This is a genomic window from Alkalicoccus saliphilus (genome assembly GCF_003044065.1).
GTDB lineage: Bacteria > Bacillota > Bacilli > Bacillales > Salisediminibacteriaceae > Alkalicoccus > Alkalicoccus saliphilus.
In genome coordinates this window covers 1-18,359 of sequence record NZ_PZJJ01000046.1, presented here as the reverse complement: position 1 = coordinate 18,359, position 18,359 = coordinate 1, and the positions used below count along the sequence as shown (strand labels likewise).

At 44.0% G+C, this 18,359-nt stretch carries 18 protein-coding genes; 8 read left to right on the top strand and 10 right to left on the bottom strand.

Annotation, left to right across the window (positions count from 1 at the left end; all coding sequences use genetic code 11):
• Nucleotides 1–124 precede the first annotated feature (124 nt).
• From C6Y45_RS16135 to C6Y45_RS16120, 4 genes are all read right to left on the bottom strand, one after another.
• Nucleotides 125–2,101: a TRAP transporter permease gene (locus C6Y45_RS16135; RefSeq protein WP_245922690.1), complete on the bottom strand. Its 1,977-nt coding sequence runs from the start codon at nt 2,099–2,101 to the stop codon at nt 125–127.
• A gap of 85 nt (nt 2,102–2,186) precedes the next feature.
• Entirely contained in the window at nt 2,187–3,272 is a 1,086-nt protein-coding gene (locus tag C6Y45_RS16130) for a TAXI family TRAP transporter solute-binding subunit (RefSeq protein ID WP_245922689.1), read from the bottom strand.
• Nucleotides 3,273–3,301: 29 nt separating this feature from the next.
• Nucleotides 3,302–3,970, bottom strand: a complete 669-nt coding sequence (locus C6Y45_RS16125; RefSeq protein WP_245922688.1) for a 3-oxoacid CoA-transferase subunit B — start codon at nt 3,968–3,970, stop codon at nt 3,302–3,304.
• Nucleotides 3,951–4,643, bottom strand: coding sequence for a CoA transferase subunit A (locus C6Y45_RS16120; protein ID WP_107586249.1), 693 nt, complete (start codon nt 4,641–4,643; stop codon nt 3,951–3,953). The genes C6Y45_RS16125 and C6Y45_RS16120 overlap by 20 nt, the downstream gene beginning before the upstream one ends.
• Before the next feature lie 177 nt (nt 4,644–4,820).
• Here C6Y45_RS16120 and C6Y45_RS16115 point away from each other — a divergent pair, with 177 nt between their 5' ends.
• The 3 genes from C6Y45_RS16115 (at nt 4,821) to C6Y45_RS16105 (ending at nt 7,930) form a co-directional block, all read left to right on the top strand.
• Entirely contained in the window at nt 4,821–5,654 is an 834-nt protein-coding gene (locus C6Y45_RS16115) for an IclR family transcriptional regulator domain-containing protein (protein ID WP_218017825.1), read from the top strand.
• 42 nt (nt 5,655–5,696) lie between these two features.
• Entirely contained in the window at nt 5,697–6,773 is a 1,077-nt protein-coding gene (locus C6Y45_RS16110; protein WP_107586248.1) for a tartrate dehydrogenase, read from the top strand.
• A 149-nt stretch (nt 6,774–6,922) separates the two neighbouring features.
• Complete coding sequence (locus C6Y45_RS16105) at nt 6,923–7,930, top strand: hypothetical protein (RefSeq protein ID WP_107586247.1); 1,008 nt, start codon at nt 6,923–6,925, stop codon at nt 7,928–7,930.
• A gap of 249 nt (nt 7,931–8,179) precedes the next feature.
• On the opposite strand, the gene C6Y45_RS16100 is transcribed toward C6Y45_RS16105, so the two are convergent.
• From C6Y45_RS16100 to C6Y45_RS16075, 6 genes are read right to left on the bottom strand one after another with little or no spacing between them, the layout of a single operon-like run.
• Nucleotides 8,180–8,545, bottom strand: coding sequence for a bh protein (locus tag C6Y45_RS16100; RefSeq protein ID WP_107586246.1), 366 nt, complete (start codon nt 8,543–8,545; stop codon nt 8,180–8,182).
• Nucleotides 8,546–8,567: 22 nt separating this feature from the next.
• Entirely contained in the window at nt 8,568–9,539 is a 972-nt protein-coding gene (locus tag C6Y45_RS16095; protein ID WP_107586245.1) for a sugar-binding transcriptional regulator, read from the bottom strand.
• A 55-nt stretch (nt 9,540–9,594) separates the two neighbouring features.
• Nucleotides 9,595–10,971 (bottom strand): dihydrolipoyl dehydrogenase, encoded by a 1,377-nt coding sequence (gene lpdA, locus C6Y45_RS16090; RefSeq protein WP_107586244.1) that lies wholly within the window; start codon nt 10,969–10,971, stop codon nt 9,595–9,597.
• Nucleotides 10,972–10,982: 11 nt separating this feature from the next.
• Nucleotides 10,983–12,317, bottom strand: coding sequence for a dihydrolipoamide acetyltransferase family protein (locus C6Y45_RS16085; protein ID WP_107586243.1), 1,335 nt, complete (start codon nt 12,315–12,317; stop codon nt 10,983–10,985).
• 1 nt (nt 12,318) lies between these two features.
• Nucleotides 12,319–13,314: an alpha-ketoacid dehydrogenase subunit beta gene (locus C6Y45_RS16080; protein WP_107586242.1), complete on the bottom strand. Its 996-nt coding sequence runs from the start codon at nt 13,312–13,314 to the stop codon at nt 12,319–12,321.
• A 21-nt stretch (nt 13,315–13,335) separates the two neighbouring features.
• The gene (locus C6Y45_RS16075) at nt 13,336–14,316 is read right to left on the bottom strand and encodes a thiamine pyrophosphate-dependent dehydrogenase E1 component subunit alpha (protein ID WP_107586241.1); all 981 of its coding nucleotides are present in this window, start codon (nt 14,314–14,316) and stop codon (nt 13,336–13,338) included.
• Nucleotides 14,317–14,513: 197 nt separating this feature from the next.
• Here C6Y45_RS16075 and C6Y45_RS16070 point away from each other — a divergent pair, with 197 nt between their 5' ends.
• From C6Y45_RS16070 to C6Y45_RS16050, 5 genes are read left to right on the top strand one after another with little or no spacing between them, the layout of a single operon-like run.
• Nucleotides 14,514–14,909 carry a transcriptional regulator GutM gene (locus tag C6Y45_RS16070; RefSeq protein ID WP_107586240.1) on the top strand — a complete coding sequence of 132 codons (396 nt, stop codon included), beginning with the start codon at nt 14,514–14,516 and terminating at the stop codon, nt 14,907–14,909.
• 3 nt (nt 14,910–14,912) lie between these two features.
• Nucleotides 14,913–15,473, top strand: coding sequence for a PTS glucitol/sorbitol transporter subunit IIC (gene srlA / locus C6Y45_RS16065; protein ID WP_107586239.1), 561 nt, complete (start codon nt 14,913–14,915; stop codon nt 15,471–15,473).
• A gap of 1 nt (nt 15,474) precedes the next feature.
• Nucleotides 15,475–16,473, top strand: a complete 999-nt coding sequence (gene srlE, locus C6Y45_RS16060; RefSeq protein ID WP_107586238.1) for a PTS glucitol/sorbitol transporter subunit IIB — start codon at nt 15,475–15,477, stop codon at nt 16,471–16,473.
• Between the two features lie 33 nt (nt 16,474–16,506).
• Complete coding sequence (locus tag C6Y45_RS16055) at nt 16,507–16,872, top strand: PTS glucitol/sorbitol transporter subunit IIA (protein WP_245922686.1); 366 nt, start codon at nt 16,507–16,509, stop codon at nt 16,870–16,872.
• Between the two features lie 14 nt (nt 16,873–16,886).
• Nucleotides 16,887–18,188 (top strand): NAD(P)H-dependent oxidoreductase, encoded by a 1,302-nt coding sequence (locus C6Y45_RS16050; RefSeq protein WP_107586236.1) that lies wholly within the window; start codon nt 16,887–16,889, stop codon nt 18,186–18,188.
• The last annotated feature ends 171 nt before the right edge of the window (nt 18,189–18,359 follow it).

The window sequence follows — 18,359 nt, the reverse complement described above, 5'->3', positions numbered from 1 at the left end:
CCTTTCGAACTCCTAGTTTTTACCAAAAATGCTAGGGTTCTTTCCTACGGGCTTTTTTCTTGAATATGTCCTTTGATAAACAAATATCATCTTATTTTTTCATTGACATACTACCGCAGGTCTTTTAAACTGACTCGGCTTCTTTCGGTTTGTACACATATCCCTTATACGTTATTTTTTGAAGAATGACCGCTAAGAGCAGCAACACGACCCCAATACCATCAAATAGAATTCCCGGCTGAACGAGCATGATTGACCCGGAAAGTAACAGTATACGTTCGTACCAGAACGCATGCCGGAAAACCCAGCCTTCGACGGCAGCTGCAACGCCCATAATGCCGATGACTGCTGTGAATGCGTTAACCGCGATGGCACTGTAATCCCCTATTAACAGGAGCGAAGGCCCGTACACAAACATGTAAGGTACAATAAATGCTGCAATTCCAAGTTTTAAAGCAGTTATTCCTGTTCTCATCGGTTCGGACCCGGCAATCCCTGCTGCAGCGAACGCAGCTAATGCTACCGGAGGCGTAATGGCTGAGATAATCGCAAAATAGAAAATAAACAGATGCGCTGCCATCGGTGATACGCCGAGCTCAATCAGTGCTGGAATCGTAAGCGGCACCTGCACAATATAAGCTGCGACGGTCGGCAGACCCATTCCTAGGACGATCGAAGTAATCATCGTAAAAATCAAGGTAATTAATAAACTTCCACCAGCCAGATCAATAATCAATCCGCTGAATGTCAATCCAATACCTGTGAGGCTGATAATTCCGATAATGACCCCGGCTGCCGCACAGGCAATCGCTGTTTCCAACGACGCACGGGCTCCAAGTTCAAGCGCTTTCACAATTTGTTTAAAAGATAGTCTCGTTGAAGCTTTCACCATCGCCACGATAACGACTGCTACAATCGCAAACAAACCTGCGCGCATCGGCGAATATCCTGAAACGAGCATATAAACGATGATGACGAGCGGAATAAAAAACAATACTCCGTGTTTTAACACTTTCCATACGTTTGGTATCTGCTCTTTTGGAAGGCCATGCAGACCGTCCCGCTTCGCTCTTAAATCCACTTGAAAATACAAACATAAGTAGTAAAGCAAAGCTGGGATGATGGCTGCCAGTACGACATCTATATACGGCACACCGAGATAGGAAGCAATGATAAACGCTGCAGCCCCCATAATCGGAGGGACAATCTGTCCGCCTGTCGAGGAAACGGCCTCCACAGCGCCGGCAAATGACTTTTTGTATCCTGTTTTCTTCATTAATGGAATCGTAAAGGAACCTGTCGTTACCGTGTTGGCCACTGCACTTCCTGAAATTGTCCCTAAAATGGAACTTCCCACGATGGCTGTTTTCGCCGGTCCGCCCCGGTATTTCCCCATCATGGAAACTGCCAGATTAATAAAGAACTGACCGGCACCCGACACTTCCAAAAACTTACCAAAAAGGATAAACATAAAAATAAAGGTGGCGGATACTCCGAGAGGTGTACTGTAAACACCGGAAGTAGTGTAGAACAGGTGGTCGATAATCCACATAATAGTGAACTCCCTATGGGAAAGTAACCCGGTAAACAAATGCCCCCACACTCCGTAAGCAAGAAAAACGGCCACGATAATCATTAATGCCATTCCCACTACTCTTCTCGTAGCTTCCAGCAGGAGAAACAGGCTGACAATTCCTACAAATACTTCCCATCCGGTTAACGACTCTACGTAAGACATGCGGGAGGAAATATCTGGAGCATTAAAAATGTAGTACGTGTAGGTTAAAATAACGAGACTGATTAACAAATAATCGTACCACGGTATCGTCCTCTGCTCTTTTTTCATAGAAGGGCGATAAAGAGCAAATGTGAGCAATAAAGCAAACGTTAAGTGAGCAGAGCGCTGCAAAATTGATTCAAAGACACCAAATAAAGCAGTATATACATGGAAGAGAGACATGGACACAGCAATCAAAATAACTGCTGTATTAACAATTCCTCTTAAATTCCTTCTTTTCGAAGGCATTAATTCTTCCTGGCTGGCCTCTTCCTCCGTAAACTTGACCTCTTCCTTACCTGACTCTTCCTTATTAGCAGTCAAACTCCCCACCTCCTTGAAAAACGAGAGATAGGGAGCTTGAGCTCTCTACCTCCAAATTTTCGGTCCTTTTTATTGTTGATATAATTTAGTCAAGCGCTCCTACTTCTTCGTAGTACCTTTCCGCACCGGGATGTAGCGGTCCTACATTGTTTTCCACCGAATATTCCGCATCGAATTCTGCCATAGAAGCCGATAGCATTTCCCACTGGTCTGCATTCTCCACGACCATTTTTGTTAACTCATAAGCGACGTCTTCATCGATCAGCTCTGTATTAGCGAGCAGGACTGTATAGCCTGCAACTGTATTAATATCTTCGTCTACTCCATCATAAATATCTGCTTCAATGGTGTGCTCAATATAACCGGGATTACGACTGTGCATTTCGGTAACGAGTTCATCCTCGAGGGGAATGAGGCGGATTCCCATGGTCGTATCCAATTCCTGAACAGTACCTACCGGAGCAGCAAGCATCCCCACAAATGCGTCCAAATGTCCATCCCGCATAAGATCAGCTGCTTCTGCTGTACCGGTGTATTCAATATGCTCCAAATCATCAACATCCATGTCTACAATGTCTAAGATTTCTTCAAAAGCGATTTCCCCGCTGTACCCCCTGATACCCGGGCTGACTCTTTTCCCTGCTAGATCTTCTACTGTTTCAATATCAGAATCTTCCGGCACCATAATATGCATCGCATTCGGATACATCGTCGCAAGGGTACCCAGGTTCTCAATAGGCTCATCAAATTCCGCCTCTCCGTCAACAGCTTCCGGCACGTTCTGTCCGTTACTGAATCCAATGGAATAAATGCCTTCCCCAAGTCCCTGCAGATTGGAAATAGATCCGCCTTCCACTACGGTTACAGAAGAGTCAGGATACATATCGTTAATACCTTCCCCCATAGCTCCAGACAGTGTATACCACAGTCCGCCTACGGTGGCTGAGCCAAAGCTGAAGTCCGCCGGAGCTTCCCCGGAAGCTTCCTCCACTTCCAGATCGACTTCTTCTGCCGCATTATCTTCGTTATCTCCTCCAGCAGCTTCGTCTGCCGAATTATTCTCATTGTTATTGGTTCCTTCTGCTCCTCCTCCATTTCCTCCATCATCGACACAAGCAGCCATCAGCATTCCCGACAAAACAACTGAAGATAATACAAAGTATTTATTCATTTAAATTCTCCTTTTATATTTATTTAGGGTTATTGATTCATCGTTTTTAAATCTGAAGAAACTTCAAAGTGCGCATCTGTAATTTTACGAAGTTCCTCCACCGTTATGTTTTCATCAATTTCCACAAGATACATGGTTTCATCAATGAAACGAAAAACCCCCTTTTCTGTCACAACCATGTCAGCTTTTCTCAATCCGCTGTTAGGATATGTTAATTCAGCAACTAATTTCGGTGTACCATCTTTTGACTGATGGGTCAGCGACAAGATAATCTTTTTCGCTCCTGCAACTAAATCCATGGCACCTCCTACGCCCAGAATACTTTTTCCCGGTACCGCCCAGTTGGCAAGGCGTCCGGTTTCGTCTACCTGCAGCGCTCCAAGTACGGCGGCATCCACATGACTGCCGCGGATCATCGCGAATGAATCGGAACTGCTGAATAATGAAGCTCCCGGACTCATCGTGATCGGCTGCTTGCTTGCGCTGATAAGATCCATGTCAATTTCTTCTTCCGGCGGGGTAGGACCGATACCTAACAGACCGTTTTCAGAATGAAGGTAAACTTCCTTACCTCCTAAAAAATCCGGTATCATCGTGGGAATACCAACACCTAAATTAATAATGTCTCCTGTTTCAAATTCTTCCGCCACACGTTTCGCTATTTGAACGCGCTCTTCTTTAAGCATTTTTTTCGACATAACGTCCTCCCTCCTTCACATAGCGGTCGTTTACCACGAGATAATCTACATATAAATGAGGGGTGTGAATATCTCCCGGCGAAATTTCTCCCGGTTCTACTATTTCATCCACTTCTGCGATCACTATATTTCCGGCGGTAGCAACTTCCGGATTAAAGTTCATCGCTGTTTTATGGTAATAAAGATTGCCCAGCTTATCGGCTTTTACCGCTTTTACTAATGAAACCTCGCCTTTAATGGCTTTTTCGAGAATGTATTTTTCTCCTTCAAATGACCTTTCTTCTTTCCCTTCCGCCAGATCTGTTCCTACAGCAGTTCTTGTATAGTATGCCGGGATACCTGCGCCTCCGGCCCTTAGAGATTCTGCCAGTGTCCCTTGAGGAATGAGTTCAATTTCCAGCTCTTTATCCGCCCAGGCCCTGACTGCTTCACGGTTTGTCGTAAAAAAAGAGCCGATCGCTTTTTTGAGCTGCTTTTTTTTCAGGAGCCTTCCCAGTCCCCGGCCCTCCTCTCCTAAATTGTTGCTGACTACCGTAAGATTTTTAACATCTGCTTCCACGATTTCGTCAATCAATGAAAGAGGTGATCCTGAAAGTCCAAACCCGCCGACAAGCAGCGTATCTCCATCGTTTACCATTCCTGCCGCTTCCTTCGGCGAAATAACCTTATCCATAGTAATCCTCCCTTCCTATAGTAAAAAACTTAAATTTTTGATCATGTACTTTATAAGAAAGCGCATACATTTTAATTCAAAAAAATAGTTGCTTTCTCTCCGTATTTTTTGTACGATAATAGTACAAGTAAACGGTATGCGTACAATCTGTTTTTAATTATACAAGAGGTGATTAATTTGTCAAACGAAAATTTAGAAAATTCACATGAAACAGAAAAATCCACTCCGTTCGATGAAGAGTTTGGAATGAAAGAAAGTGATTATTTAAAAACGCTGGAACGCGGAATAAACGTAATCAAATCCTTTCAGCATGCCCCCCATCTCACGATCAGTGAATCCGCTAAAATTTGCGGTTTATCACGTCCCGTTACAAGGCGGGTACTTTTAACTCTGCAGAAACTTGGATATGCCACTTCCAGAGACGGTAAATTTTCTCTAACCCCGCGGATGCTTTCTCTCGGTTACAGCTACTTGTTTTCTTTGAACATATGGGAGACCGCCACCCCTTCCTTAGAAGCTCTTTCAGAAAAGATACAGGAATCAAGCTCCTTGTGTAAGCTGGATGATACGGAAGTTGTTTACGTTGCCCGGGTACCGGTGAACAAAATCATGAGTCACTCCCTGGCTATCGGCACGCGGCTTCCTGCCTATGCTACATCGATGGGAAAAGTATTGTTAGCTTATTCCACTAATGAGCAGATTGACCGGTACTTTCAAAAAGCGGAGCTCAAGCCTTTTACCGATAAAACGATTATTGAGGAAGAGAAAATCCGGGAAGAGTTAAAGAACATCCGGCAAAATGGGTGGGCTTTCAGCAGGGACCAGCTGGAGATCGGATTGATGTCCATAGCTGCACCGGTACGGGATGTACGAGGAGAAGTAGTTGCTGCAGTAAACTGTTCTACCCACTCCGGACGTTCAAGCAGAGAGAAAGTAGAAAAAGAGTTTCTGCCGCTTCTTCTGGAAGCCGCAGAAAGCATTTCTAAAAGTATCGATTTTGAAATTTTTTAATTTTTCGTCTTAATTAAATCAATCGAATGGAGCGTGAATATAATGACCAAAACATTCAATATCGCAAGCATTCCCGGGGACGGGATCGGACCGGAAGTAACCGCAGAAGGATTTAAGATTTTGCAGACGATCGAGAAGCTGGATCCTTCTCTTCGTTTTCAGTCCAAAGAATTCCCATGGGGATGCGAATTTTACAGCCGCCACGGCAAAATGATGGACGACGACGGAATTGAGCAGCTGAAACCGTTCGACGCTATTTATCTTGGCGCGGTCGGCTATCCCGGCGTTCCGGATCATATTTCGCTCTGGGACCTGCTATTAAGAATTAGAAAGTCGTTTGATCAGTACGTGAATATCCGCCCGATCACACTTCTGGACGGCGTGACGTCGCCACTGCGCTCGGAGTACGCAGATATTGATATGCTCGTTATCCGGGAAAATAGCGAAGGGGAATATGCCGGAGCGGGCGACCGGCTGTTTCAGGGAACGAAGGAGGAAGTCGCGCTTCAGACCGGCGTCTTCTCCCGGAAAGGAACCGAACGGATCATCCGCTATGCGTTTGAAGAAGCAAGAGCAGCAGGCAAGTCCGTAACGAGCATTAGTAAAGGAAACGCTCTGAACTACTCAATGGTGTTCTGGGACGAAGTGTTTGAGGAAGTAAGCCGGGACTATCCGGGAATTACGACGTATTCGTACTTAGTGGATGCGGCGAGCATGTTTTTCGTAACAGACCCCGCCCGCTTTGAAGTCGTCGTCACATCCAATTTGTTCGGCGACATTTTAACGGATCTCGGCGCGGGGCTCACCGGCGGGCTCGGCCTTGCAGCTGGAGCGAACGTCAACCCGACAAAAGAGTATCCGTCGATGTTTGAACCGATTCACGGCTCCGCCCCGGACATCGCCGGCGGACAGAAAGCAAATCCGCTGGCCGCCATCTGGTCGGTCAGTCAGATGCTCGATTTCTTCGGCGAGGAAGCATGGGGAAAGAAAGTACTGCAGGCAATTGAAAAAACACTCACTGATGGAGATGTTCTCACACCGGATATGGGTGGTACAGCCACAACCGCCGAAGCCGGCAGTAAAGTCGCATCGTGTCTTGAATCAATGATGGAGAAATAACCACCCCCAAAGACACTTAAAGAATTTAGTAATCACATACAAAAAGCCATCTCCAGCCTTCGATTAAACGAAGTAACTGGGATGGCTTATTTTTTCAGGCTCATCTCCCGTATAATGAAAATAAAAGATTGAAACCGGGAGGGAACGTCATGGCGGAAATTTTATTCGGGAGCTACTTAATTATACTGATGCTTCTCGCAGGGTTTAAACACGGATTAAGAAAAAAGGTGACCTCCTTAAGCCAGCTCGATCAGTTTATACGCAGATTCCGGCTCGTGATTTACGGGCTGATGTTTGTCCTTATTACTGTTTATTTTTTAACCGGGGCGTTTCAGTTGACGATGGAAGCAGTAGCCGGTCTTCTGATTCTGGCTATTGCCACCTTGCTTTTCGTCATCCTCATCGTCGAAAACCGGAAAATCCGGAAAATAGCGACTACCGGCATTGAATTTGAAGAACTGACGTACAGGGAAAGGATCCAGTTTCTCGACCGTGCGGGTGCCCAGCGCCTGAAATGGATCAATGACCGGACAGAAGAAAATAAGGAAAATTTCGAGGAGCTTCTGGAAGCGTTCAACGAGGCGTTTGCAACGAAAAACTACTGCCACGTTATTGCTTCTCTTCATTCCATAAAACAGGAGCCCCTGACCATAGAAAGTAAGGAACTTTTATTCCAGGAAGGCATGGAGCAGCTTCTTTTACAGGCAGACAAGCAGATTCCAGCCGACAGAATCCCTTCCGGATCGTCGTTTCTATCCCACCAAGGCTGGTGGTATGAAAAGAAGCAGCAGCTGTACTTTTTCTTTTTAAAATCCGGGAACAGGTACTATTTATGTTTAAGCGCAGATGTAAAAGAGGAGGAAGGAGAACTCGAGCGGGAAATGCTTCGTCTTCTCCTTGCGGGCTCTGCTGCTTCCGGTAAAGAAGAAACACCCGAACTGCCCTGGATCTTTTCTATCCGTCCGCAGACTCACGCACCAATTCTCGGGGTTAACTTAAGAAACTTTCAACTTGGCGGGGAAGAAAACGACCAACCGGGGTATGTATCCTCTTCTGATCCTTCTGCGGTTCTCGATAAAGTTCACGAAGAGATGAAAGCTTCCACACGCCTGGCGGAAGATGAAGTGCGGCAGATAAGGCAGGTGCTGAAATCTTAGAAAGCGGAAGCAATACAGCATTTAAAACCAAGCTTCCGGCTGATCAGCTTTCGTGCCCTTTTTATTAAAACAGTAAGGCAAATAAAAAGCAGCCCTGGAAACAGGACTACTAAAAAGTTTTTAACTGAGAAAAGGAGGATTTAGATGAAGCTGAGTGATTAATTGAAGAGCATTTTTTATAAGGGAAAATACATTTGCTTCTGGATCTATCCCTCGTGCCAGCCACGAGGGTAGGCAATTGACGAACTATCAGTCATGTTGATCTTTGTTTTTATCTTTATCTTTCCTTTTTTTATATTCGTAGACATCCTGCACATCTTCTCTGACTTCTTTCGCAAATCGATACGGTTTTGTGATAATACGTACCGGCAGATCAAATAAAAATTTTGAAAGGTCTTTTCTCGATTCTTCTGTAAATTGTTTCGGTTTATCAATAAAAGATTTGTACACATGCTTTTTGTATTCTTTGAAAATGTCATGGTTAAACTCAAGCGTTTTCCCGCATTCCAAACATTCAATGTGTGATATCTGATCTCTGATGTACGTCACTTCATGTGGTACTTCTTCACAACAATGAATACAGTACAAGTCTGCTTCGATCTTCTTCATTAACATACTATCCACCCCTTTGAAAAGCTTAGCTGGGCGCTATCCCTTCTTTTGCATACTTCATTAAACAAGAAGCTGTATCATCATCTGTAATTAATGTGTTTATACAACCGCTTAAAAGACCAGCATGCATGCTGACAACTTTATTTCTCCCTTCGGCAATCACAATGGTTTCTGGGATACTTTTAAGATCTGTTAAAGTAAGTCCAATTACATGCTCATTCAACGGGTGTTTAAGTGTACACCCTTCTATATCATAAAACTGCGAGTTTATATCTCCTATGGCCTGAGCTTCTTTTAAGGAAGCTACATCTTCTGCAGAGAGGTATCCAATCTCTTCCATAGTCGAATTTTGAGTGGGATTACCTAAGCCTACAATTGCTATATCGACCTTGCGTCCTTCTTCAAGTACGCCGGCAATATCGGGAGATGATAACAGACGTTCTTTCAGATCCGAACTTTCCACCATTGCAGGCGCGTACAAATAACTGCACGTCGTTTGGAGTTTTTGTGCTAATTTTAATGACAGAATATTCGAATGATAATCTAAAAAGCTTCTTCCCATTCCTCCGATTAGAGGTACGATATGGACCTGTTCAGTTTTTTCGAAAGGATATTCATCGACGAAATGATAAAGAGCCTTTCCCCAGCTAATACCAATATATTTTAAGCTGTCCATTTTTTTAGAGAGATAGGAGGCAGCAGCTTTCCCCTGTATTTTACGAACGGTTTCCGGGGTATGATCAGACCTTGGGACCACAATGACCTGTCCGATGCCATATTCTTTTTCAATTTGAATTTCAAGATCGACCGTGTGAGCACTTTCATCTTTTATATATATTTCTACTACGTTTTTTTCCCGGGCCTGGGTAAGCAGTTTGGAGATAATAGGTCGGGAGACGCCGATAACTTTAGCAATTTGAGCCTGGGTCATTCCTTCCATATAATACAATTTAGCTACTTTTACCATTATTCTCCGATCATCTAAAGCACCGCCCATGTACATCCCCCCTTCTAGTTCCTATCATACAATAAATAATAGCGGTTGGATATTATCACTCATGAACACCTAAATCTAACCATGAATTAGCAGCTTCCATCATTGTTTCCGATAAGGTCGGGTGGGGGTGAACCGTATCGGCCAGCTCATAAACCGTCCCTTCCAGTTCCATAAATGCTGTGCCTTCACTGATCATTTCGGTTACGTGAGAACCAACCATCGTAATTCCTAATATTTCTCCATATTTTTTATCAGCAATAAGTTTAACAAATCCATCAGTTTGTCCGGCTGTTAACGCTCGACCGTTTCCATGGAAATTGATTTTAGATGTTTTAACATCAAATCCTGCGTCTTCTGCTTCTTTTTCATCCCACCCTATAGAAGCTATTTCAGGCAGAGTATATATAACACGCGGCACAGTCTTGTAATTCATTTTCTTTTTGGGTGAAGCTCCAAGAATATTCTCGATAGCTGTCAGGCCTTCTGCACTTGCCGTGTGGGCCAGAGGGACTCTCCCATTCACATCACCCACTGCATACACATTCGGTAGAGAAGTTTCCAAAGTGTCCGAAGTGTATATAGCTTGGTTTTCTAATTTAGTCTTTATCTCTCCAAGAACACTTGTATTAGGTGATCGACCTGCAGCCACTAATACAGATTCCGTTTCGATCGTTTCTTGATTAGATAAAAAACTTTTAGTTGTTGAAGTATTATCACTCTGAAAAGACTCGACGGAAGTACCAGTAAAAATTTGCACATTCAACTGCTCAAGCTTCTTCCTCAATAAGTCCGACGCTTCATAATCTTCTGTTGGAACAAGGCGGTCTGCCATTTCTACTATACTGACTTTCACGTTGACTGAGGCGAAAGCTGTAGCCAATTCGACGCCTATGATTCCCCCACCGACAATCAGCATGGAGTCTGGAAGATTCTCCATGGAAAAAATAGTTTCAGTAGTGTACGGATCACACTCTTTTACTCCCGGGATCGGAGGAATAATGGGTTTGGAGCCGGTGGCCAGGATCACATGGGATGCTTGAATCGAGTCGCTGTCTTTTAAAGCCACCGTCCATTTCCCATTATCGTAATTTTTCAGCTCTGCTACACCTTCGTGCACTTCTATTTTGTTCTTTTTCATAAGAGAAGCGACACCCTGCCGGAGCTGTTTTACTACTGTCTGCTGTCGCTCAAACATTTTTCTCCAGTCAAAACGAAGGTTGTCAGCTTCTATCCCCCAAGCCTCAGCCTGCTTGAAGTCTTCTATAATTTCTGCGTGCCGCAGCAGCGCTTTGGAAGGGATGCATCCGGTGTTTAAACAAGTCCCGCCCAGAAAGTCTTTTTCAATAATGATGGTTTTTAACCCTTTTTTTGCTGCACGGATAGCAGCAACATACCCTCCAGGACCTCCACCAATAACCGCTAGATCGTACATCAAACCCCTCCTCAAACAAATAGCTCATATGGTTCTTCGATGAGCTGCTTTAATGTAGTACAGAAAGCTGCTGCGGGCGCACCATTGATGATTCTATGGTCAAATGAGAGACTGCACGTTGTCACAGGCTGCACAGTTATCTCCCCATTTACCACTACTGGCTTGTCTTCTATGGCGCTTATGCCGAGAATTGCTCCCTGAGGCTGGTTAATAATAGGGTTGAAAGAGTCAATCGCATACATTCCCAGGTTGCTGATCGTAAATGTACCTCCTTGCATTTCTTCGACTGCCAGAGACTGACTGCGGGATTTTTCAATTAAGGTGGCACTGTTGTTCTTTACTTCCGTGAGAGAAGAAGCTTCAGCGTTTGGAAGTACCGGGACAAACAGCTTCTCATCAATAGCTACCGCCGTTCCCATGTGTACGGCCTCATGGTAAGTGATCGTTTCACCATCGAAAGTAACATTTAATTCCGGATGACGTTTTAACGCCTTGGCTGTTATGAAAATAAACAGGTCGTTAAAGGAAAGTCTCCTGCCGGTTTTTTCTTCTATTGTTGGCCCCAGAGTCTTTTTCATATCTGCTATTTTTGTCATATTAACCGAGAAATTCATCGTGACATGAGGAATCGCAGAAGCACTTTCGCTCATCCGTTCTGCGGTGATTTTGCGAACTCCTTTTAGTTTTTCGGTGGTTTGTGCTTCTTCTGTGGAGGAAGAAACAACATTCAGCACATCCTGCTTGTTAATTTTTTGGTGGACGCCGGAGCCCTTTACTTCCTGAAGATTAACGTCATGATCGTCAGCGATTCTTTTCGCCAGTGGGGTAGCAGCCGTCTGAGGCACGGCCGTTACATCCGCTGCATGAATTCTTCCTTTAGGGCCGCTTCCTTTTATCGTAGTAATGTCTATTTCTTTTTCTCTTGCTGCTGCTCTGGCTGCCGGGGTGGCTCGTACTTTATCCGGGGAACCGGACGTTTCCAACTCTTCTTTCTCACCGCTTTCTTCTGATGCAGAAGTTCTCGGAGTCTCATCGGATTCTTCTGCCTCCCCGGCAGCTTCTCCTTCTGAATCGTCAATCAGCGGAGGGGTGTCAGGTACTTTCTCTCCTGTCTCCCCGATATAACCAACGACCTGGTTAACCGGGATAATATCATCTGATTTATAATATTTTTTTAAGAGAATACCGTCTTCATAGGCTTCAACTTCAATATTAATTTTATCTGTCATGATTTCAAAAACCGGATCTCCTGTTTCTACTTCTTCTCCTTCTTCCTTAAACCACTCCAGAAGCGTCCCCTCTGTCATTGTAGAACTAAGTTTGGGCATGAATATTTCTTTTGCCATACTAGACCTCCTGTTTAGCGTAAGATACAACCTCACGGGCTGCTGCACTTAAGTCATCAGCTGAGGGAACCGTAGCTTTTTCCAGTGTTGGATTGTAAGGGATAGGCACAGAAGCTGCTCCGAACCGTTTAATCGGTGCATCCAGAAAATCGAAAGCTTCGCTCTCTACAATAGTAGAAGCAATTTCTCCTCCAAACCCTCCTCGTTTTACTGCCTCATGAGCAATAATCACCCGCCCGGTTTTTTTCACAGAGTTTATAATCGTCTCTGTGTCCAACGGCACGAGGGTTCTCGGATCGACGACTTCCACCTCAACACCCTCTTTTTCCAATTCTTCCGCAGCTTCCAATGCCCGGTGTACCATAATGCCCGTGGCGATAATACTTACGTCTTTGCCACTTCTTTTTACATCAGCCTGACCTAGAGGAATACTGTATTGTTCTTCCGGAACGTGCTCTGAGGTTTTATAGAGGAGCTTATGTTCGTAAAAAATGACTGGATTGTTGTCATCGATCGCAGCTTTAAGAAGACCTTTAGCATCACTTGCTGTAGAAGGCTGGACCACTTTTAATCCGGGTACATGGGCCACCCAGGCTTCGAGACTCTGGGAATGCTGGGCCGCAGCTCCAGTTCCTGAACCGGCCGGCGTTCTTAAAACCATTGGGACAGATCCTTTTCCTCCATACATATAGCGGATTTTAGCTGCCTGGTTCACCAGATTATCCATGGCAATAGTAATAAAATCAGAAAACTGGAGTTCTACAATAGGCCGCATTCCGGTTAAAGCAGCACCAACAGCTGCACCTGAAATTGCAGCCTCAGAAATAGGGGTATTCCTGATACGCTCTTTCCCGAATTCCTCAATCATTCCTCTGGAAACACCGAAGGCTCCTCCATAAACACCTATATCCTCCCCAAGCATAAAAACGTCTTCATTTTGTCTCATTTCCTGACTTAAGGCTTCTCTTACAGCTTCCACAAATGTAATTTCCCGCATGTTGTTTCCTCCTTTAACCAATTAGTCGGCGTAAACGTCTTCAAGTAGTGTGGAAAGCGAAGGTTCCGGACTTTCTTTCGAAAAGGTCACGGAATCTTCCACGGCTTTTTTAGCTCTCTCTTTAATAGATTTCAGTTCTTCTTCTGTACAGATACTGCTTTGAATCATTTGTTCTCTCATTCTTTTAATAGGATCATTTTCCCGCCATTCTTTTTCTTCTTCACGAGTTCTATATTTCTTCGCATCACTTTTCGAATGACCTTTCCAGCGGTAGGTTTTACACTCGATCAAACTCGGACCATTTCCTTCTCTGGCATAGCGAACTGCTTCATCCACTTTATCCATGACTTCGAATACATCATTGCCGTCTGCTACACTTCCCGGTATACCGTAACTGTCTGCCCGTACAGCTATGTGTTCAATATTAGTCATTTCTTTTACGGGACCCGACATTCCATACTGGTTATTTTCGCAGATGAAAACGACGGGAAGATCCCAAATAGAAGCAAGATTTAATGCTTCATGAAAACTCCCTTCATTGGAAGCCCCATCTCCAAAGAAACAAAGCACCACATAGCCTTCATTTTTCATAGAAGAAGTGAGAGCTGCACCTGCTGCAATGGCAAATCCCCCGCCAACAATACCATTGGCACCAAGGTTTCCTTGTTCCAGATCGGCAATGTGCATGGACCCGCCTTTTCCTTTACAGTATCCGGTTTCCCGCCCAAAAAGCTCCGCCATCATTAAATTCACATCTGCACCTTTAGCAATACAGTGTCCATGTCCCCGGTGGGTACTGGTAATTTTGTCCTTTGGTTCCAGCACTGCACATGACCCTACGGCTGAAGCTTCCTGGCCGACAGCCAGGTGAGTAGTACCGTGAATTTCTCCTTTAGCAAAAAACTCGTCCACTTTTTCATCAAAAAAACGTATTAACCACATTTGATGATACAGATCCAGTAATTTTTCCCGGTCCATTGACTCTACAGTGTAATTACTCATATTATTACTCTCCTTTACATATGTTCTTTAATAAAACATTTGTAACAAGCTTATAGGGTTCGTGAAAATAAGTCAATACATAAGAATAAATGTTTTTTACGAATATAGAATATTCAAAAATTTATTGACAACTTCATGAAAGCGTTTTAGAATTCACATTAGTAAACATAACGAACATATGTAAAGGGGTGGTTTTTATGGCGTATTGGGGATTGTTCTTTATAGTATTCGCCGGTATTTGGGTTTTGCAGTTTTATATGGCGCATTACCAAATGAAGAACTATTACCAGACGTTAAGAAAAATGAGCAGAAAAGAAGAAGGGTTTTTAGGAGTCGGTATTCATAAACGAAAGTTCGGAAAAGGAGTTGTTGCGATTTTAGTTACTAATAATGAAGGTGTCATTGTAGATGCTCAAAGAATGTCAGGTGTTACGGTGTTTTCCCGATTCGAGAATTTCGATGATGTAGTGGGGATTCATTTAAATGATGTATACAAAGTAGTGGAAGAACCAAAATTAGTTGAAGCAGTTGAAATGGCTATTCAAAAAATTGACGACCAGCGGTTCCATACTTTACAGAAGGCAGGTGGATAAAACATGGATTTTCTTGTTCAGTTAGCTGAAGGTTTTATTGGAATGTTCGAAGAGGGCGGCGAGGTGTTTATGGATCTCGTTACAGGCATCATTCCTTTGCTTATCGTCCTCATAACAGCTGTTAACGCGGTGATCAAATTCGTAGGAGAAGAACGAATTACGCTTTTTGCTAAAAAGATGACTAAGTATTTCATTCTTCGCTACACAATATTTCCCGTCTTAGCTGTATTTTTCCTTACGAATCCAATGGCTTATACTTTCGGGCGTTTTCTGCCGGAAAGACAGAAACCGGCTTTTTATGACTCGGCCGTTTCATTTGTACACCCGGTTACCGGACTGTTCCCGCATGCTAACCCGGCAGAGTTATTTGTGTATATTGGAATTTCCACCGGGCTGACTACGCTGGGGTTATCCCTCGGCCCGCTTGCGATTATGTATTTCATTACAGGAGTTGTAGTTATTTTATTAAGAGGAATTGTTACGGAGATAATTACGGTGCGCATGATGAAAAAGCAGGGCATGCTTGATGATAATGGAAACTTAATCCCGAGAGGGGAGGGATAAAATGGCGGACTATCGTGCTGTAAAAATAACGAAAGGCTCAGGAGGCTGGGGAGGTCCATTGATCATCTCCCCGGATGAAACGAAAAAATACGTCGTTTCTATTACAGGAGGCGGCATCCATCCGGTAGCCCAGGATATTGCTGATAAAACAGGTGCTGAAGCCGTAGACGGTTTTGCTACGAGTATTCCTTACGAAAAAATGGCTTGTGCTGTAATTGACTGTGGAGGTACGGCAAGGTGCGGCATTTACCCTAAAAACAACGTACTCACAGTCAACCTCCATGGAACCAGCCCGGCTGGTCCTTTGATGCAATTTATTAAAGAAGACAATTTTGTTTCCGGAGTACGAGAAAAAGACATCGCTTCAACAGAAGAAGGACCATCGATTCAAGAACAAGCAAAAGAAAAAACAGCAACCGATGTAAAAGAAGAAGCTAAAAAGAAAGCTGCAGAAACCTACGGCAGCAATAAGAAAAAAGGCTTCATAGAACGCTTCGGAAGATTTATGGGCAACATCGTAAGCGTTTTTTATCAAGCCGGACGGGAAACCATCCAGCAGGTCATAAAAAACATTCTTCCATTTATGGCGTTTGTTTCGATGCTGATCGGGGTCATTTTGTATACAGGGATCGGCGACATTATTGCCGAAGCTGTAACACCGCTGGCAGGCAACATATTTGGACTGCTCATTCTTTCCATGATTATTTCCCTGCCTATCCTTTCACCATTACTCGGTCCGGGGGCTGTCATAGCCCAGGTCGTTGGGGTCTTAATCGGGGTGGAGATCGGCAGAGGTAATATCCCGCCTGAAATGGCCTTGCCTGCTTTATTTGCCATTAACCCGCAGGTAGGTGCTGATTTTGTTCCCGTAGGTTTGACGCTTGGTGAAGCAGAACCGGAAACAATCGAAGTCGGGGTGCCGGCCGTGCTGTTTTCCCGGGTTATTACCGGGCCGATAGCTGTAGTGATCGCTTTCTTGTTCAGCTTTCTTATTTATTAACATACAACCAACTAAATAAAGTGAGGAATGAAAATGATGACAAAACTTTATTCTACAATTACAGAACTTGGTGGCGAGTGTGACATGATGAAAGAAGAAAATATGCTGATTTTATTCCATGAAGATGTTCCCCAGGAATTAAAAGAAATTGCGGTTGTGCATAACAATAAAAATTTACAGAACAAAGTAGAAAGCGGAGATTATTTAGTGCTCAACGAAGAAAAATTCGAAATCTTATTTGTCGGTTCTAAAGCCAACGAAACGCTCGAGGAAATGGGACATGCCACAATACAGTTTAACGGTCAGTCCACCTCAGACCTTCCCGGAACTATTTGTGTCGAAGCTAAAACGATCCCTGCACTGGAAGCAGCACAGGAAATAAAAATTATTAGAGAGTAGAAGGTGACACTATTATGCTAGGAATGAATCGCAAACTGGAACAATTGGAAAAAGAGGGAAAAGTTATTTCTGTAGGACTCATCGGGGCCGGACAGATGGGCCGTGGAATGATCTCTCAAATAGAAGGAATGAAAGGCATGAAGGTCGTTATAACCGCTGATATTCAGCTGGATAACGTGCTGCACGGATACGAAGCAGCTAACGTGCCGAAAGATCAAGTGGTTGAAGTGAAGAGCAAAGAAGAAGCAGAAGAACAGCTTGCCAAAGGAAAATATGCGGCGGCTGCACAGGCAAACCTTGTGTACGAATGCAAACAGGTGGACGTAGTTGTTGACGCGACAGGGGTGCCGGACATTGGAGCTGAAATTGCCTGGAATTCCATTCAAAACAACAAACATATCGTAATGCTGAATGTAGAAGCAGATGTAACAGTAGGGCACTATTTATATGAAGAAGCAGCGAAAAAAGGAGTCGTTTACACCGGCTCTGCCGGGGATGAACCCGGAGCTGTCATGGAACTGCATGACTTCGCTGAAGCCCTCGGCTTTGATATTGTGGCGCTCGGAAAAGGAAAAAACAATCCGCTTAATATCGCGTCCAATCCAACTGTGACAGAAGAAGAAGCAAAAAGAAAAGGTGCCAGCCCTAAAATGATTGCTTCCTTTCAGGATGGGACAAAGACGATGGTTGAAATGAACTGTGTCGCCAATGCTACCGGATTTATTCCAGATAAACCCGGTATGCATGGCTACTCAGGCAGTGTCAAAGAGCTCCCTTCTATTTTTCAGACAAAAGAAAATGGCGGGAAAATAGAAAAGCATAAAATCGTAGATTATATTAACGGGGTGGCTCCGGGAGTATTTGCTATTATCACCTCCAATAAACAAGAAGTTCATGAAGAAATGAAATATTTAAGCATGGGAGACGGGCCCCACTACGTTCTGTACCGCCCTTATCACCTCACCAGCCTTGAAACCCCACTTTCTGTAGCGAAAGCTTATTTCGATCAGGAGCCTACTATTGCTCCATATAAGGGGCTGATTGCAGAAACTGTAGCTGTAGCTAAAGAGGATTTAGAAGAAGGAAACTATTTAGACGGGATAGGCGGATATACTGTCTATGGAAAAATTTACGAATATAAAGAAGCAGAAGAATTACAGGCTCTGCCTATCGGACTTGTTAATAAACAAGTAAAGTTAAAACGCAGTATCCCAAAAGGAGAAGTAATCACATACAAAGACGTTGAATTAGAAGGCGAATCCTTCATATGGGAACTTCGAAAATCACAGGATGAAAGGACACAAGTGAAAAGTTAATTAATTGTGCAGAAAAACAAATGCCGAAACACTCTGCCTGCAGGTGAATATTGCGACCAGATTGAGCCACTTGTGCGGAGTTTTGAGCCAGCATTTGCGGAACATAGAGCCACCTGATGCGGAAAGGGAGCCACCACCTCATCTGGTTAATAAGAAACCTCCCTGTATAAT